This window comes from Bradyrhizobium sp. BRP56 (assembly GCF_020194035.1).
GTDB classification, from domain to species: Bacteria; Pseudomonadota; Alphaproteobacteria; order Rhizobiales; family Xanthobacteraceae; genus Bradyrhizobium; species Bradyrhizobium australafricanum.
This window is the reverse complement of the sequence record NZ_JADYVV010000021.1, coordinates 1-17,382: the sequence shown is the minus strand read 5'-3', so window position 1 is coordinate 17,382 and position 17,382 is coordinate 1. Positions and strand designations below refer to the sequence as shown.

10 protein-coding genes are annotated in these 17,382 nt (G+C 57.6%); 4 read left to right on the top strand and 6 right to left on the bottom strand.

Going from position 1 to position 17,382, the window contains the following annotated elements; genetic code table 11:
• Positions 1 to 228 precede the first annotated feature (228 nt).
• From I6F38_RS16765 to I6F38_RS16755, 3 genes are all read right to left on the bottom strand, one after another.
• Positions 229 to 918 carry an XRE family transcriptional regulator gene (locus I6F38_RS16765; protein WP_225161173.1) on the bottom strand — a complete coding sequence of 230 codons (690 nt, stop codon included), beginning with the start codon at positions 916 to 918 and terminating at the stop codon, positions 229 to 231.
• A 263-nt stretch (positions 919 to 1,181) separates the two neighbouring features.
• Positions 1,182 to 2,105: a histidine decarboxylase gene (locus I6F38_RS16760; RefSeq protein ID WP_225161115.1), complete on the bottom strand. Its 924-nt coding sequence runs from the start codon at positions 2,103 to 2,105 to the stop codon at positions 1,182 to 1,184.
• Positions 2,106 to 2,390: 285 nt separating this feature from the next.
• A complete protein-coding gene (locus I6F38_RS16755; RefSeq protein ID WP_346657114.1) occupies positions 2,391 to 2,999 on the bottom strand; it encodes a GNAT family N-acetyltransferase in 609 nt (202 codons plus the stop codon).
• A 1,019-nt stretch (positions 3,000 to 4,018) separates the two neighbouring features.
• Here I6F38_RS16755 and I6F38_RS16750 point away from each other — a divergent pair.
• Both I6F38_RS16750 and I6F38_RS16745 read left to right on the top strand, forming a co-directional pair.
• Positions 4,019 to 4,210 carry a hypothetical protein gene (locus I6F38_RS16750; RefSeq protein WP_225161114.1) on the top strand — a complete coding sequence of 64 codons (192 nt, stop codon included), beginning with the start codon at positions 4,019 to 4,021 and terminating at the stop codon, positions 4,208 to 4,210.
• A gap of 2 nt (positions 4,211 to 4,212) precedes the next feature.
• Positions 4,213 to 4,464, top strand: a complete 252-nt coding sequence (locus I6F38_RS16745) for a hypothetical protein (RefSeq protein ID WP_225161113.1) — start codon at positions 4,213 to 4,215, stop codon at positions 4,462 to 4,464.
• Here the strand turns inward: I6F38_RS16745 and I6F38_RS16740 are convergent.
• Positions 4,448 to 7,861 (bottom strand): autotransporter domain-containing protein, encoded by a 3,414-nt coding sequence (locus I6F38_RS16740; protein WP_225161112.1) that lies wholly within the window; start codon positions 7,859 to 7,861, stop codon positions 4,448 to 4,450. The genes I6F38_RS16745 and I6F38_RS16740 overlap by 17 nt on opposite strands.
• Before the next feature lie 888 nt (positions 7,862 to 8,749).
• Here I6F38_RS16740 and I6F38_RS16735 point away from each other — a divergent pair.
• Complete coding sequence (locus I6F38_RS16735; RefSeq protein ID WP_225161111.1) at positions 8,750 to 10,069, top strand: MFS transporter; 1,320 nt, start codon at positions 8,750 to 8,752, stop codon at positions 10,067 to 10,069.
• A 2,567-nt stretch (positions 10,070 to 12,636) separates the two neighbouring features.
• Here the strand turns inward: I6F38_RS16735 and I6F38_RS16730 are convergent.
• Complete coding sequence (locus I6F38_RS16730) at positions 12,637 to 14,172, bottom strand: peptidase S10 (protein WP_225161110.1); 1,536 nt, start codon at positions 14,170 to 14,172, stop codon at positions 12,637 to 12,639.
• 297 nt (positions 14,173 to 14,469) lie between these two features.
• The gene (locus I6F38_RS16725) at positions 14,470 to 16,134 is read right to left on the bottom strand and encodes an ABC transporter ATP-binding protein (protein WP_225161109.1); all 1,665 of its coding nucleotides are present in this window, start codon (positions 16,132 to 16,134) and stop codon (positions 14,470 to 14,472) included.
• Positions 16,135 to 16,603: 469 nt separating this feature from the next.
• Here I6F38_RS16725 and I6F38_RS16720 point away from each other — a divergent pair, with 469 nt between their 5' ends.
• Positions 16,604 to 17,281, top strand: coding sequence for a hypothetical protein (locus I6F38_RS16720; RefSeq protein ID WP_225161108.1), 678 nt, complete (start codon positions 16,604 to 16,606; stop codon positions 17,279 to 17,281).
• The last annotated feature ends 101 nt before the right edge of the window (positions 17,282 to 17,382 follow it).

Genomic DNA, 17,382 nt, shown 5'->3' with positions numbered 1-17,382 from the left:
CTCCCTCCGTTTTTAGCACCCGGCAATCGTGAGAGCGCCTGGACCTAAGGTACTTCCCTGAACTTCTTGCGGCCGTGGACCAACTTTGGAATCGTCCAGCACAGCTCGCAGAATTGCACGCTGGCAGCCAAGCCGATCGGCAGCTCACACCCTGAGTAGCGGCTGCAATTATATCCGTTCGACAAGCACACAGATGGGCCTCCGGATTTAGAACCGGATACGATACTTCTACATATGCACTGGCGAAGAGCCTCGGTCCCCCTGCAACTCTTCCGCATAGATGATCATCGCGATAAACTGAACGTGATCGTCCAAGAGTTTTTCAGGACCATGGGGAATATGTCCGGAAAACTTCAATGCATCACCCGGCTCGACCAGTAAGATCCTATTCTCGGATCGATATTTCATCCTTCCTTTCAGCATATAGACAAATTCCATTCCCTGATGCTGAAATCGCGGATAAGCCTTGCTCCTCTTATCTATACTGATGAGGAAGGGTTCGAAACTCCTTCGTTGAAGACGGGACAGCAAACGATAGCTGTAGCCATGCCTTGTTCCTCGCCGAACGACCTCAACATTATCGGAGGACTTGATGAATTCAGGCGCGATCCTCGTCCGCTCAACTTCCCGGAACAACGTCGAAAGATCAATACCGAGCGCCGAGCAGATACGTGCAAGAAGCAATGGGCTCGCGCTAGAATGCGCCGTTTCGAAGCGACTGAGCATCGCGACGGATATACCTGCTGCCGATCCGACATCCCCAAGGGTAAGCCCACGCTCGATCCGAACACGGCGAATGACATCGCCGATTCTTTTGTCGATCGACGCCGCTTCTACCCCCCTCACGGTTTGCCACCGCCGCCCCGCCGCGCGTTCTCTTTTGATAGCTCCGCGACGCTTCTGATCCGCATGCCTCACCTTGCTCAAACCAAGATCTCCGACAGCAGTTGGCATTTAAGAACGGCGCCGTTTTGAGTCGACCAGCGACCCCATCGAGAAGACCACACCACGGTTGGCATTCTTGCAATACGTTCTTCCTGGAACTCCCCGTCGCAAAAGATATTGTGAGGCTATCGATCGCGATGTATGCCGTGACATCGGAGATTTGCTCGACCTCATATTCGGCTCCCAGTGACCACTGCAGCATCCTGCCTATAAGTGTCCCACCGCTTTTGCGAAGATCATCGGCTTGTATCGGTGATCGCAGCGACTAGCGCATCGATTTGGCGCTTGGTCGTGCCTGGCGTGACCACCAAATGGCTAACGTCCCGGGTTGCAATTTGCCATTTGGCCTTAATGCTCTCGTCGACAGGCGGAAACACAACAGTGAGCGCATTAGGATTACGCCAGGCTCTGACGCCGCAGGCATTGAGCTCGCCGGCCGTGGAAGCAGCGAGTTGCTCACATTCGTGGAACGTCCGTTTGATGCCTTCGATGCCCAGACTACGGATCGCATACCAAAGAATGATTGGTGTATACGCATTACGCGATCCGCTCAAGGTCGTATCGGAGCTGCCGATATAATCGATTGCGCGCATGATGCGTTGAACGTGCGGCTTGCGCGAGAGGACCACTCCGCAAGGTATCGGCGCGCCAAGAAACTTATGCCCGCTGAGCGTGATAGAGTCTGCTCCATCTGCGAAGTCGAATGCGGGCTTCGGGTCCAGAAGGGGTGCGTAGGGCCCGCACAAGGCAGCGTCCGAATGGATATAGATCTCGCTGATACCCACATCGCGAAGGGTCGCACGAATTCTTAGCGTATCGTCTTTTGCTTCCTTCATTGTGGTGCCGATATTGGCGACGACCACAGCCGGTCGATTTCGCGTGCGGATCGCCTTCTGCGCTAGATCGTCATAGCTCATTTCTCCATTCGCCTGCGAACATACCAAGCAGTGATCCAGGCCGAGCAAACGAACCCCTTTGCTCACGCTATAATGCGTATCGTGCGAGAAATATGCGACAGCCTGCGGATAGAGTTCACGAGCGAGATATAGCCCGTAGATATTGCCCTCGGTCCCCCCGTTCGTGATGTAGCCCCAAAACTCGCCAGGTGGCGCTCGAAACAGCCGAGCAAAGAAATCGACAACCTTCGCATTCGAACTCATGCGAGTTAACGCGATAGGTCCCTGTCTCAAACGGATCACCGAGGTTATTGCCGGTGAGGCTCATGAAGCGCCACAACAGCTCATAATCAAAGCCCCTCGCAAACGGGTAGCCTAGAAAACATCCGTTCGCCTCTTGCATGGAGGCAAATAGTTCTTCCAGTCGTTCCAAATCCTGAGATTCTAGCATGCTACGCGCTCTGCGGCGTCCAGTGGACCCCGCGACCTGTTCTGGTTCTCGTTCACGTTAGGAAAGCCTGCCCTGGCCGCCGCCCTCGAGGCTTGCTCTCAACTAGGATGGTGGAGCATTGGGAAGCACGGCGGCGAACTGCCGACCTGAACCTCACCCACGATTTTCCACCCCAGGCGCTCATACAGACGCGCGGAGCTCGAGCTGGTAGCTTCTGAAAAGGCTAATCCCTTGGCCTCATCCAAGATGGCGAGCCCGTATCGATAGAGAAGCCCTCCCCAGCCAGACCGCTGGTGCATGGGATCGATGCCCAGCATCGTAAAATACCAGTGCGGCTCCTTTGGGTGATACTTGCCCAATTCTTCGAACAACCGTTCGGTCTCCGTCCGTCTGCTCTCCGGAACGCTGCCAACCAGGAACCTCATCATGCGTGCGTCATCGCGGTGAGCCTTATCGGTCAACCACAGAAGTGCGCCTCTGTCTCCACTCTCGAAGTACGCCCCACTTCGATCCGTGTAGGGGTCGCCGGCATAATAATCAAGGAAGCCACTGAAATGACGCAAGTAGCGCTCCGGCTCGGGATATAGCCATCTCAGTAGCGGACATGTCGTAAAGGCTATCGTCAGAATCGCGATGACCTTCGACCGATCTTCAGGGGTAACAATCTTGATTGCCTCGTTCTCTTGTATTGAGGACTGCATATTCACTCTTCTCTCCAGGGATACGCGGTCAGCTTCGGTCCACAACGCCGACGAAGCCGCCGACCAAGTAGCTCCAAACTTCCAAGGCTTGCGACGGCGCTAGCCTGCAATGGCGGACCGGAGCTACTGGCCAGGTCTAGCTTTGCAGAATTCGGGCCACAGCCGGCGGCGGTTGACCCGTGTTTTCGAAGAATGCCATGTCACGTTCGCAACAGAATTGGAGCGCTGCGTCCGCGAAGCTCGTCCGCTTTCCGACGGCCACGTGCAGCTTCAGCACCGCTGGATGCGACCCGGATGCGTGGGCGACTGAGTCACCACAAACTGCGCTCTGCTGCGAAAGAGCCAGGAGAGTAAACTGAGGCGACGCGTGCTTAGCCCCGGCAGCCGGGCACCACGGTCAACCGCTGTTCAGCAAAGACCTACAGAACCCGGGCGTGAGCTTGCCTTCGGTGGATCACGACTTTTTGTGCCAATCGCAGTTCGGGAGCCTGCTAGCATCGATTGTAGCCGCACCGTTCATCGGACTTCACATGACAAGCGGCGAAGTCGGCGTGACCAAGTGTCGATCTTCCCTTCGTAGCTGATCGATATGAACTCAAATATATCGTCTTGAAAGCGCTTGGCCTGACTTAGATCCTAGTCTCAGCGGGAGTTGATCCGCATCGTCGCTCCATGCTGTTCCGAGCGCCCGCCCATCAATCGTCTATGCAGACCCTGCTTTCGCAAAGAGCTTGCCGATCCACAGGTAGCAGTTCAGGGCCTCGAATTGCCCTAGCGTTTGGCTGCGAGCAAGCCGCCCGATCAGACTATGTCAAACTGCAGGTAGCCGCACCCTGCCAAGTTCGGCAGTCAAGGATCACATTGAGCAAACGATTTGCTCCGTGGACGAGTGAGAGCGCTTACCGTGATAGTGGGAGGAGCGTGTCGTGATGAAAGCACCTTAAAGCCATGATGCGCAGTTGCAGAGAACGTTCCCGCGACGACCAGGGCCCCCGCAGGACCACAATTGACAACGGAGACCCGGAGTGCCGAACCACCTTTCGCAAAGACAGCATGTTCTCGCCCAAGATCCGGCCGAGAAGGACGAGCTCAACAGCTACCTGGAGGTTGTCGCCGACCGGTTCGGACTGCATTGGCTTGAGCAGGGCGACAGAAACCTTGTGCCGTCGCTATGGCAGGCCAAGCAAGCACGCTCTTGCGACCCGATGAGCTGGTGACCTTGGGCTATGCCATTCGGAGGCTCGCCAAGGCCGATCTGGACTGGACCCGACATCAAGTCAATAAGATGAAGATCAGGAGCGATGGCGAATACGCCGGCAAAGACATCGCGCTCACCAGCGCGGCGTTCAAGCAGGCCATCCTCGTCGGCCAGGTTTCTGGCCACGGGATCTGGATCGAAGCCAACTTGTCCATTCCGCGCCGTGCGCCGGGCCACGATGGATTGAGCATGCGCATCAAAACTTCACGTTGAAGGTGGCATTCAGTCCGTTCTCGGTGAGGCCAGAACCGAATTGGCCTTGATAGGCGATGCCAAGGGTGCTGTTGCTCGAAATCTGGAAGTCCAGACCGGATTCCACGAGTGCCAGATCCTTGCCAATGGATAGGCCTGAAGCTGCAAAAGCGCTGGAACCTGCAGCAAAGCTGGCTGTCGACAGCGGAATAATGTCACCTAGGGCATGACGCCAGCCAACATCAGCGCGCGCAGTCGTGACAATGTGGCCAAGTTGAAAACGGGTGGTCGCGTAGACGCCAAGCGTGGAGAGCGTCGTACCCATCGTCTCAGCGCGAATATCAAGCGCCGCCCCATTCAATCCCTTTTCGTAGAAACCGTCGGTCGCGACGCGTACATGGGCGAGATTGGCATAGGGCTCGATCAAAGAAGTCTTGCCGAGATGGACTTTGTAACCCAGTTCTCCAAAGATCTGGGAAGTGCCTACACCGTGATCCGAGATCAAGTTGTCGTTGAACCCGGGGAACCGAACGTTGCGGCTCATCTCAAGATCGTGCCATGTATAGGCAATGCCTGAGCGGAATGCGAGGGTTCCTTCCGGCAGGATCCACTCGGTGCCTGCATAGGTCCCGAACGTGTAATTGTCACCGCGGCCTGAAGAAGAAGCAGCGCCAGCCTTGAAGGTGGAGCGGCTATAGCCAGCAAGAACACCGAAGCGCCAGTCCTCAAATATCGGCCTGTCGATACCTGTCATGAAGCCACTGATGGTGGATCTGGTGCTTGCGGCATTGCCGTCACCTGATTGGGTCGTCCATCCGCCAAAGGCAGAAGCCCACGCGGCATAACCCTGCAGGTCATAGGACCGCGGATCAGAAGGCGCCGCGGAGATCGCACCAATGGCAGAGACAGACTCGCTACCCGACCTTTTCTGCTCAAGCCCATAACCGATTGACGCCATCGCTGATGATGGCGCCCCGCCAAACGCCTGTTCCAGGCGGTCGTAGACCGCCGATCGCGCATAGAAGCTGTCATTGATACGTCTGCCCTGCTCGGACGCATAGACGGAGGGCGAGAGCTGTCGCAGCGCAGATGTCACCGCCGTGCCGTCAGGCGAGGAGAAGTCTAGTGCCGCGACGAGCGGGTGCAGCCCCGACGCAGCGTTGCCGGCGACTTGATCGAGCGCCGCGCCCACCTCGCGGCTGTTGGCATCGGCCCCATATCGCGAATAAGCATCGGATGGGCGGGAGAGCGTCAACGCATAGGTGTTGCCGCCCTCGGCTGCAGCACTCGCCAGCAAGGTTGGTGACTGGAGCGACGTCGTCACGTTCGTAAACGAGCCCGTGAGTTTTGCTGCATTCAGCCACTGGTTGGAGGAGAAGCTGAAGCCGCTGCCATACCAGCCGCGCTGCGGGGTGATCGTGAGCGTGCCGTCGAGCGTCGCATTGCCGTTCACCACCAGACGACTGAACGCACCGCTATCATTCACCGCGACTTGCAAGTGACCGGTCGAGGTCTGCAGATAGTCGCCATTCACCGTTATGCTGTTGTCAAGGCGACCGATAAGCGGCGCGACAGCACCGCTATTGGTGAAGCGGCCATCGGTACTGAGCAGATAACTGCCATTGCCGGACAAGGTTGCGCCCTGCGCGACAGTTGCGTCATACACGTCGTGATTGCCGGTCAACAACGTGACGCCGCCTGACAACTGCAGCGACAGGTTGCGTCCAAGGATATTCCCTTCATAACGGGTCGCAAAGCTTTGGTCGGGCTCCTGCGTTGAGTGACCGTTCGCATCAGGCGTCATACCGAATGTCAATTTGGTCAGGCGCAGAGTACCGTTCTCGTCAAGCTGGGCGTAGTCAGACAGGATGTCCCCTGACAGCATTGCGCCACGCATGACATTGATCTCGCCAACATAACCGTTGTTCGACATGTACATCGCTGCATGACTGCCAGCCAGGCGCCCGGTCAGATCGAACTTGCTGACGAGGGGACCCTCGATTTCGTTCAGCATCGGCGCCGCGTTATTGCCAATCGTGCGAATGTACGATCCACGATATTCATAGTCATTGCCCATCGCGTTGTTGCCAAAGTCGACACTTGCTGCGATGCCATGCTCGCCGAGAGCCTGCACGTTTCCACGCTGAGTAAACGTATGATCCTTGCCATAAGCGAACATGACGCCGCGCCCATAGGCGCCGTCGGCGTATACGCGGGTCCCAGGCGGAATTATGATCTGATTGTTTTCGCCATCGACGCGGATGCCAGCGCCCCCTGCTCCCTCCGAAAGCAGGTCGGCATGCTGGACCACAGTATTGCCGCTGCCATAGACGTGCAGCCCAAGTCCAAGCGTGGCCCTGTTGTATGTATTTGGCAGATAGACGGTGCCGTCAGCGTTACGAGCGAAGAAGGGATTGTCGTTTACGAGATTCTGGCCGTTTCCGTAGATTGAATAACCGAAGAATTTGCGCCGATCGATGCTGTAGCCGATATCCTGCAAGGCAGCGATCTCCGCCTCCATCAAAGAGGTGTAGTTACGGTACCCCTGATGGCTCATCAGGCTGTTCTTAAGCTCGATGTGCGAGGCGAAGGGTACATCGCGGCGTTGACCATGCTCGTCCATTACTCGCACCGGAACGCCTGGCATTGCGCCGGCGAGCACTTCACTCACATGCTTGCCGACGAAATACCCCTGATCGTGACGCAGGTCAAAAACGTCGTCAGCTCGCGGGTTCGCGCACACGGCGCAATAGATCGTCTGTCCAGGCTTGGCTTGTTTGCCATTGTCGTCGTACAAATGCTCTGTCCAGGCATTTATCTTTTCCGGGAAATTCGTTGATAGCGGCCCAGGGAAATCCGGGGATGGTTCATAGTCGATAGTACTGCCGATTCCGAGATCATGGCCGAGCTCATGGATCATTACCGGTGTAAGACCGATCTTTGGAGTCATCGGCAATTGCGAAGGGATGTATGCTTCAGATGAAAACCCCATCTGGCCGATTGTAACCATGGCATGCGCGCCGTATTGCAGCTCGCCCGGATCCTGACCCGTGAGTGCCGCCTGCACTTTGGTGCCGCTACCGGGGGACGTATCGAAATTGGCATATGCGGTGTTAGCGCGAATTCCACCGATGTTGACGAGGGCCGGCGACTGCCCCGGTATGACGTTGATGATCTCGGCCCAATGCCGAATCGCCGCAAGCGAATGATCTACTTCCCATTGCGGCAAATTCCGCAGCGAACGCTGCCGGCTGTCACCTTCTCCCCAATAAGGGCCATCGCCGATACCGAATATCCGAGCCCGCATGAAGGGCAGACCGTTCGAATCGCTGACATCGTAAATTTCAACGGCCCTACTGGGCGAACTCAGCAACGCGTTAACCGCAAGTATGATGGTCGTAACTGTCTTCGTCTTCATACTACACTTTCTATTCGAGGCATTGACTGCGGGCGTGCTTTGCCATCCAGCTTCGCCCGCCCGTGTATGCAGATGCGCGAGCGAAGCGCGGCCGTATTGGTCAGACATCGGCCGCGCACCTTCGCGGCCATAACCTGACGGCAGCACGTCAATACGAAAGGAAGGCTATTTCCCTGGGTTGGCCTCGATGAAACCAAGTCCACTCATGGAGGTGGGTCCCCATAGCTGGTGACTTGATTTCAACTTCCTGGAGTTCAAACTCTGGCGAGTCACGCTTTCCATTTGCGTCCCGCCGAGACGCGGCTCGCCTGACCGAATATGACCGCTTGATGCCTGCCGCGCCGCGGCGATGTCGATCGAATTCACGGTACCGTCAACAATGCGACCCCCTATTGTCTTTTGATCGCACGAAGATCCTGCATTCTGCAGCGGACCAATCCCGACAAGGCGGCGACTGCGCGCAACTAACAAGCAGCAGAGCAAAAGCCGGGCCAAATCGCTTGATGCGTCCGCCGTGCGCAACCCGCCGAACGCAGCAACACGCGGTATGAAAAGCGGGCACTGCCTGTTCGGTGCCCGCCAATGTTGTCGCAAACGCGCCATTGCACGGAAGCACAACGACGGGCTCGCCCGACAAATTGCAGCGCGTTCCTTTATTCATGTTCGCTGGTGATTGCCGCGATCAGTTCAAGATTTGATAGGAGCTGCAGCAGACAGGCATTTTTATTGCACTCAACGCCCTGAACCTGCGTCAGGCACATGTGGAGCACCAGGGCGCGTGGCCGGCCACCTCAAGCTAGACGACGTGTAGAGAACGTGGAATGCAACGGGCGCGGCTTGGCCGGTCCAAATGTTCGGGTCAGAGATCGCGCTCGAGACGGATCGAGGATGGCCAGGCAATTTACTCGGAAGAAGCTGGAGCCGGTCCTCGTTGCGACAGACCAACGCTTGACCGGCCGCGCCGTGTTGGGCGCAACGATCGGCAATATTGTCGAATTTTACGACTTCGGGACCTATAGCTTTTTCGCTATCCAGATCGGTCAGGCGTTCTTCCCGGCAAGCGACCCGTTCGCCAGCCTCATGCTGTCGCTCGCAACCTTCGGCGCTGGTTTTGTGACCAGACCGATCGGGGCCATCGTGCTCGGCTCGTACTCGGATCGGGCCGGCCGCCGGCCCGCCATGACCGCGAGCTTTGCAATGATGAGCGCCGCGATCCTTGTGTTGGCGGTCACGCCTTCGTACGAGACAATCGGAATTGCCGCTCCGCTACTGGTCATTTTCGCACGTTTGGTGCAGGGCTTCGCACTGGGCGGCGAAGTTGGTCCGACGACCGCCTATTTGATGGAAGCGGCCCCGGCCGAACGGCGCGGCCTTGCGGTCTCGTTCCAGCCTGCCAGCCAACAGATTGCTGCGACGGCCGGGGCGCTCGTGGGAGAAATACTCTCGCTTACCCTGACAAGCGAGGCACTCAGTGCTTACGGATGGCGGATCGCGCTTTTTCTCGGCGCCGCTGCGGTGCCGTTCGGGCTCTGGTTGCGGAGCGCCCTGCCCGAAACGTTGCACCGGTCCGACGCGCCGGCTCCCGGCGTTCAGCCCGCAAGGAGGCAGCCTGCCGCCCGCCGCATCATGGGCCTGGGATTTGTCATTTTGGCCAGTTGCACGATCATCACCTACGTCACGGGATATATGACGACTTATGCGTTGAACACCTTGCAGGTTTCCGCGCCTCTCGCCTTTGCTGCCACACTCATCAGTAATACGGTAGGAATTGCCGCCGCACTGCTGGGCGGCTGGCTAGCAGACCGCGCGGGCCGCCGGCACATCATGATTTGGCCGCAGATCGCTGCGTTGCTGATGACCTATCCAGTGTTCTTCTGGATCTCGGAGAGCCGCAGTGCTCTCGCACTTCTCGGAGGCCTCGGCGCGCTCACCCTGATCGGAACGATTCCATATAGCGCCTTCTATGTGAGCATGGCCGAGGGTTTGCCCAAGAACATTCGTGGCGGCGCCTTCGCGACGATCTACGCTTTCGCCATAGCGATCTTCGGAGGTACAGCTCAACCCATCGTCACCTGGCTGATCCACCTGACCGGGAGCGCGCTGGCGCCGGCCTGGTACATGCTTGTCGCGAGCGCGGCCGGGCTCTGTGCCATGCTCATGATTCCCGAGACTGTGCCGCTCAAGATTCGGAACGCTGCGCTCAGGTAAAGTCGGTCATAGCACAGCGCTGGACAATTTGGTTGCGGGTCTCTTCCACCTGATGTCGCGCGCTCGCGCCGGTCAGCAAGAATGCAGGTCTCCGCCTTTGACGTGGTCGTTCGCGCGGGCCATCGAGAGCACGGACGGCACAGATGGCCCCGAGAGCAAGCACCCGGGATTGCGTCGATGGTCATTGGCTTCATCAGACTGTCGGGCGCTCGCAGCGGTGAACACGACGCGATCGACGGAGTGCCCGGAGCTGAGAAGCAAGGACGTCCGGCCTGTCCGAAGTACCAAAGCCTAGGTTCGAAACGCGATTCTCAGCGCGCTCAAAGATGGTGCTGGTAAGGTAGATTTCGCCGAGAATCTTCGGTTACATGTCTCGACGCCTGCCCTGTGCCTGGTTCATTGATAGGATCGTGTGATCAGAGGTTACGGCCCGCGGCTAGCCACGGCAGCTAGCCAAAACTCGGTTCCGGCTCACCTCCTAATCGCATCGCATGTCCTTCCAAGAGCTTCCAGCAAAAGGAGCTCGAGGGCATTCGCGAGGGCGGCCGCTTTCAGTCCAGACGGGGTAAGGCGTGACGGTAGCAGGGCAATCGACCGGCCACCTAGCCACGCTTCAGGCTGCCGATCACCTATGGTCGATCCTGGTCTCGGGGACATGGCGGGCATCTAAATACCCCTCGGCCCACTTCTGGGCCTCTTCGTCGCTATGGCTGGTGAGTTCATAGATAGCCCGCGCGGCTCGTGCCGCATCGACCGAGAACGCCACGTGCAATCAAAGTCCTTTGACCATTCTTGTTCATTGGATCGATCGGCAGGACATTCAAACTGGCTTGGAATTTCAAGGAATGATGGATGCAACCAACGTCTCGCGAGACTGCTCGCTCAATCCGATGAGCAGATTCACATAGTACAATTGACTTGCATGCCGATGGCGAGCCTAATTGATCGGTTGCAAGGCTTATAGAGAGAACCAGTGAATTGGAACGCCTGCGCAGGCCAGATTTATCGTTCGAATGGGGAGCTCTGGCTGGATGGTTTATGATCGAGAACGCAAGGGACCAGCTTTGATAAAGGACAGCCGCCTGGACGAGAACTGACAAGGGAACAGGCTGAACACATAGAGAGCCTGACGAATACTCGGGGCAACGACCAAGTTTAGTGCTTCGTTGTCCTGGTGCTCGGTTGGCGCCCGCAATCTAGTAAGGGTCAAATCCTTGAGCCTCGATTGGGCAAACGCAGTCCCGATTCTCGTGATCGCTGTCGGCCTCGCGCTGGTGCTTGTCGGCCTCATCGGCATCATGCGGCGCCGAGGTCCCGAGGGACGCCAAGCAGCGCAAGCAAAAGAAGATGTGTCCGGATCCAGCGAGCCGCCAAAATCCCCGAGCGCCAAAAAGCGGCACAAGAAAGCGCGGCCTGCTGAAAAATCTCCCCCCGAAGGACCTGGAGGCTCGGCCAGCCAATGAAGAAGAAAACTGAATGGCACAAACCATCTAAGCTCTGCACCGAGACCGCCCCGAAAAGATAGGACTTTACAGCTGCTATCGCTGCAATGCTCACGACGCTAGCTTGACTGCACGGACGAGTTCGCATTCGCATACAGCAGGATTCGCCAGGACGCCTGAAGGCAGGACGCGTCGTAAAATCCGCATTGGCCTCATCTGCGAACCCGCCGCACTCAAGCCGACCAGATATCAATGGCGACGCCTAGTAGTGTATTTACGACACGGTGCCGTCGTGGTGTAAGAAAGTGTTGTGCAAAACGGTTCTCATCTCGCCCTGGAGCGATGCTCGGTGAATGACGCCAGATCGAGAATTTTCTTCATGGCTCGAATCCTCACGACGCGGAAGCGTTGAAGCCAGCTTGCACCGCATCTGACAAGCCAATAAGGCCGCCGCCTAAACTGGGCATTTCGCATTGCTCGCACAGCAGCCGAATTTTTCTTCAACGAAGGCATTTGCCGAGAATATCGGGCTGGGCGTCGTCTAAGAACGTACAGGGACAGAAGTGCGCCTCATGTCCGATCCTGCTTGGAGCAAGCTCGCAGGCCGTGTCGGCCGGAGTCCCGGCCCCCCCCCGGGGGGGGTCCCGTTAGCCATCCCGGTCACTTGACGGCGCCAAAACAAAACCCCGGGCCCGAACTTTTCCGCGAGCGCGATGGTCAATTTGTCCAATTGGCTCACGACGAACTCGGCGACGACTGGCAGAGCGATCAGTTGAAAGGCTGATCGAGCTGATGATCGGCGCCATCGCGTAGGATCAACCTCACTGTCCACGAAGGATAGCCAGCCCGAACCAGAACGGTCCGATGATGAGTGGAACGAGGCCGATATGGGGAGATCCGCGCCCAGCTCGAAATGATAGCTGCCGAATGGAATCCCGTAGCAGTGCCAAGGCGTTCCATCGTGAACGCAATCGCGCTGCGCAAAGCAACAGGATTGAGGCTCGGCAAGAGCGGCATGGATCAGCGCGCAGGCGACGAAGTTTGCCGCGAGCGGACTTGGATTTCCGTTGAGAGAATGTGACTGCGCGTGCCGGAGCTCGCTTGTCATCAAGTTCGTCGCCGGCACTACTTCATCATCTCTTCGACCTCTGTGCGAAAAGCTTGACGCGAATTGTCCCGCGAATAGAACATGTGGCCGCCGGGAAAAACGACAAGTTTGACGCGCGGAGCCGAGGCAAATGGCGGCAACTGATCGAGCAGGATTTGTGTTTCGAAATACGGCGTGACGAGGTCAAACAGGCCGTGTCCGACGAGCAATTTCATCTTCCGATCCGTTGCCAGGATTTGGCGTAGCTCCGAGAGCGACTCGGGAGGGCTGCGGCCGAAGTCCCAAGCCTGGACGACGGTGCGGTTGGATAGCTCATAGGAGCCGTCGGGCCGCCAGTTAAGCTTGCGAGTCAGGAGATCGACAGTGGCACTGGTCAGAGGCGCCAGCAGTGTATCGCTCGAGGGATCCCCGGAGAGGTGAAGATCCGACTCCGGATATGGATCTATGCCATGCACCGAGGCGTCATAATTGCCGATTAGCTTTCCGTTCTTACGATCGAATTCACGGCGGAATTCGGCTAGGTCGAAGCGACCCGCGAGCCGGCGGCTGACCGCTTGGTCGATGCCGGTGAGCGCGGCAGCCTTGTCGGCCAGACGCATAGTTGCTTCCTTGTCCGCCTGGCCCTTGATGAGGTCTACCAGATACTCGCCGCGTGCATAAGCTTCCACATCGGCGAGATCGGCTCGCTTTACCGGACCCTCTGCTTCACGCAGGGTAGCGACATAGCTCGGCAGTCTTGCGACGTATTGCAGCACGCTCGTGCGGGCAAACTGGCTGGAGTCGAATCTTGGCGAGACCATGATCAGGCCCTTGACGCCTATGCCCTGCCGCATCTGCAACTCGTGCACCACCTTTGGCCCGCGAATGCCTCCATAGCTTTCACCTACGATGTATTTCGGCGACAACAGCCGGTCATGCTTTTCGAGCCAACGGCGGACCACCAGCGCGAGCGAGTTGACGTCGCCCTCAACGGAGAAGAACCGCTTGCGCGCGTCATCGCTGGTCCCCACGAAACGGCTGTAGCCGGTGCCTACCGGGTCGAGAAACACCAGATCGGTGAAATCGAGCCACGTTTCCGCGTTTGGCCTCGCCTCCGGAAATGTCGATGGCGTGACCTCGTCAGCATTGATCGGCAGCCGCCACGGTCCCGCATTGCCGAGCTGCAGCCAGGCCGATGATGAGCCCGGTCCGCCGTTGAAAAAGAATGTTACCGGGCGCATGCCGCGAGCGGTGCCGTCGAGCTGATAGGAGGTATAGACAATGTCAGCCTGCGGCTCGCCCTTGTCGTCGAACAGGCGGATGGAGCCGGCGGTCGCGACGAAAGCAAGCGTCCGTCCAGGGAGCTCAAGCGTATGCCTGGTGCTGCAGTCCGGCGGCAGGCGATGCGGCTCAGCAGCAGACGGCATACTCGGCGTTTGGCCGCCATCAGTCTTTTGGCCGGACGGCATCGTGACCTGGGCCGGCCGCGGCAGATCGTCGGCTTCCGCGTTCCCCATTACGCAGGCAAACAGAATCAGTGCAAGAGAAGAACGGTACAGAGCGATCAGCTGCATCGGGTTTTCCTGGTCCGGCGCACACCTTGGTACGCGAGACGTGCTGTCAAAACTGACTTACCAGTAACTCGTACCGGGGAACTACAAACCTACTGGATCCGGTAGTGGCGACCACCGTACCGCGAGTCGCGATGGGAATTCCCGAGACGACGTGACGGCTCGAACGTCCCGTTCTGTCCAGCTTTGGCCACCAGATTCGCTGGCCGGGTTGGCAATGGCTTGGTTCGTCTCACTTGCAGACATTCCGTAACCGGCATTCTTAGACCGGCAGACGCGCGGGCCGAGCATCCGCCTTGCCTATGTCTGACAAGCGCAGGGGGTCAGATCGACCACGACGTCGGTTGTAGAGATGACGCCTCTGCGATGCGTAATCGCCAGCACGGTCACATCTTCCGCTAGGCTACGAATATGGTCCATGATGTCGCGCTCGGTTCGCTCGTCAAGGGCGGAGCTGGCCTCGTCGAGAAGAAGGATCGCGGGCTCGCCATAGAGCGCACGGGCAATAGCAATACGCTGGCGCTCCCCGCCTGAAAGCTTCAAACCGCGTTCTCCAACGGTTGTTTCAAATCCTTCCGGCTGCGTCTCGATGAAAGAAAGAATAGCGGCTTTTTCCGACGCGGCACGAAGGCGCACCTGATCGCGGGGCCGACCTAGCAGAATGTTGTCGGCCAGCGACTCATTGAGCAACATCACGTCCTGCGGCACGACAGCAACTGCAGCATACCAATGCGTGCGATCGATACCCGTGATATCGGTTCCATCGACCAGAATACGGCCGCAGTCTGGCTCGATTGATTTCAGGACGAGCCTAAAGATTGTCGACTTCCCCGATCCCGTTTCGCCGACCAAAAAGGTAATCCCGCCGCGTCCAGCCAAAAACGAGACGTTCGTAACGCCACGACCATTTTCGTAGGCATAACCAACGTCCTCGAAAGATAGTTGGCCGGCGGAGGGCGTGAAATCATGAGTATGGGACGTTCGCCGCTCTTCTGGTGCGCCCCACAGTCTGGTGAGAGGAATGAGGTCGGCGCGCGACCTCGATGCGTCCGAGATCGCGCGCGCGACCATCTCGAAGGGCATACTGAGTTGGAGTATAAGCGTGTTGAACAGCACAATGTCGCCGATCGTGACCATGCCAGCCTGGTAGTCAGGAACCAGAAGGAGAAGAGTGACGGCAAATTGTAGCGCGACGGCTAAGCCGAGCACGGCGATGTAGGGCAGTCGTTGAAGCACGTAGGCTCGACAGTTATCCCGCACCTCCCGCGCTTTCACCGTAAAGCGCTGGCTCATCCAGGCATGACTGCCAAAATGGCGCAACGTGTCCATGGCATTCATGACATTGCCGACGAAACGCGCATTCTCTTGTCCGGCGTCGACGGCCCGGTCCAGAAATACGCGCGCCCGACGCGTCGAACTCCAGGTCAATGTAATCGCGGCAGCCCCATAGGCGACGACGATTGCGGCGATCTGAATATTGACAAGCGCACCTAGAGTAGCGATCGTAAGCAAAAGCTGCGTTGCAGCAGGGAAGAAGATCGTAGTTCCAAGCTGGACCATCGTGATCAACGCGCTGCGGCCGCGCGCGGCCGCACTCTGTATTTCCACGGGATTGTGCTCAAGGAAAAAGGCTGCGGTTTTTCTCAGGATTCGATCGAAAAAGCGAGTTGCAGCGATGAAGCCTAGGTTTTCTGCTGTCATAAAGGAAAGATACTGCAGCATACGCTGAAATGCGGAAGCAATGCCAAGCAGGACCGCATAGCCAGCGAGTCCCCAGGCGAGCACCGACGCGCCTTCACTCCGCGGCAGACGATCAATCAGAGACGAAAATACATAGGGGGCTACGACGCTGCTCACGCTTGAGATCAGCACCACCGTGGCAACGACGAGAAGCAGGCACCGATCGGACCGCCAGTACGCATGCAAGATTTCGGAAATCGGCGACAACGCTGTGTACTTTGACATATCTGCGACACATCGAGGGAACGGCGCGCTTTGCTTTGCGCAGAGAGCGGCATGGCCTTGTCGCACGGTCTAGATTTCAAACGAACTCGCGTAAAGATGCTCGATGGCTGGCTCACCGAAATTTGCTATCGCTAACCGCCAGTGGGCTTCAAATGAGCTCTGTCCAGCGCTGTCATGCAACCCCGCCAGTCTTGGTAGGTTGTCGCCCGGCGTCTCACATGAAATACGTCGTGTTGTGGCCGACAACTGACGCGCCACACTATCCGGCTTCTTACTGAAGCATAGGATGCCGAGACGACAAGAACCCGCTCCGTAAGTAACACGACATGAAGTGTGCAACTGCAGACACACGCAAACGGCCCGCGTCCGATGCAACTGAACTTCCTCTACCGGTTCTGCCGCCCCCTACTATTAAGACACCAAAGGAACCTCTACCTAACGATAGTGCCACGGAGGGCTGGCTTTAAGATTGATTGCATTATTCTTCACGCTCTGTTGCCGCCCCTCACGCGAGGGGCGGCTCGAGTTTGTATCAAGAACAATGCTCAAGGCTACTCTGAGAATAGGTGATCTGAAAACCTTCGATCCTGCCGTCAGAGACTGCTCAATAGCAATTGGTGAAAGCTACATCCGGCCATTCCAGCATAAGAGCCTTGAGAGCTTGTTGCTAAAGAACTCCGACCAATGGTTCTTCGTCATACGGGAGCGTCAACGAGTAGCAGACGAGTTCGGCACCAACCCCATCGCCACAGCTAACGCTTCTGCGGATCAGCTTCGTCAGCGCTACCAACAATGCATGCACTGGCCGCTCGATTTTGTCGTGATCGAGGCCGCCCGCCGAGGTCCGCGCCTGCAGGTACGAGCTGGCCATATCGGCAGCCTGCCGATCTACTTCCACGTGGAGGAACGCACCCGAACGGTTACACTATCCTGGGATTTCGTCGATTTTTTGGGTACATCGCGAGCGATTGATGCAGAGATCATAGCTCATCACCTGTCGATGAGAACGTTTTACTCTGCGCGGCAGCCCTGCGCGGGGATTAACTTACTGACTGCCGGCGCAACCTTGTACGTCGACATGTCGGAAACTTCTTTTGAGTACGGCTCATTAGATCCGTTCACTAGCACTACTTTGGCAGATTGTTGATTTGGTCGCGTTTTATAGGATTCCCGAATCGACTTTTCAATGATTCATGGGTGGTCGGCTCTTGGAGGGCTGACCATGCCGGGATGGGAAGACGAACTCGA

Excerpts from the sequence above, each read along its gene's own strand:
- I6F38_RS16725 (WP_225161109.1), bottom strand. The coding sequence starts at position 16,134 with ATGTCAAAGTACACAGCGTTGTCGCCGATTTCCGAAATCTTGCATGCG.
- I6F38_RS16740 (WP_225161112.1), bottom strand. The coding sequence starts at position 7,861 with ATGAAGACGAAGACAGTTACGACCATCATACTTGCGGTTAACGCGTTG.
- I6F38_RS16735 (WP_225161111.1), top strand. The coding sequence starts at position 8,750 with ATGGCCAGGCAATTTACTCGGAAGAAGCTGGAGCCGGTCCTCGTTGCG.
- I6F38_RS16730 (WP_225161110.1), bottom strand. The coding sequence starts at position 14,172 with ATGCAGCTGATCGCTCTGTACCGTTCTTCTCTTGCACTGATTCTGTTT.
- I6F38_RS16760 (WP_225161115.1), bottom strand. The coding sequence starts at position 2,105 with ATGAGTTCGAATGCGAAGGTTGTCGATTTCTTTGCTCGGCTGTTTCGA.